This window comes from Phormidium sp. CCY1219, from assembly GCF_055795085.1.
Window position 1 is genome coordinate 1 of sequence record NZ_JAYFEQ010000927.1, and the last position, 311, is coordinate 311.

The 311-nt window shown below is 48.2% G+C and carries 1 pseudogene; it reads right to left on the reverse strand.

The features are described from left to right. Positions 1-245, reverse strand: a pseudogene (locus tag AC0QH1_RS30485) (RNA-guided endonuclease TnpB family protein); the annotation flags it as partial. Positions 246-311 lie beyond the last annotated feature (66 nt).

Consider the following 311-nt stretch of genomic DNA (forward strand, 5'->3'; position numbering starts at 1 on the left):
GCTTTCCGCGAAATCGACACCGTTTTGACCGAGAAACCATCTGGCAGAAGACGATGACGAACAAACCGAACCCAGCCGATTTTGGGTAACTTGACACGATTTCCATTAACCCAGTTAAGACTCGCTTGAGGATAAGTGAAGGTGCGATAACGGTTCTTTCCCTTGAAACGGGGTTTACCGCTACGCTTGCCGTTCTTGTCTCCTTTGATGAAACGATCGAAGGCTTGCTTTACTCGCTTCACCATGTCTTGCAGTACCTGGGATTGGATTTCTCCATACCAGGGACGTTCTTGTTTTAGCTGTACGAGCGA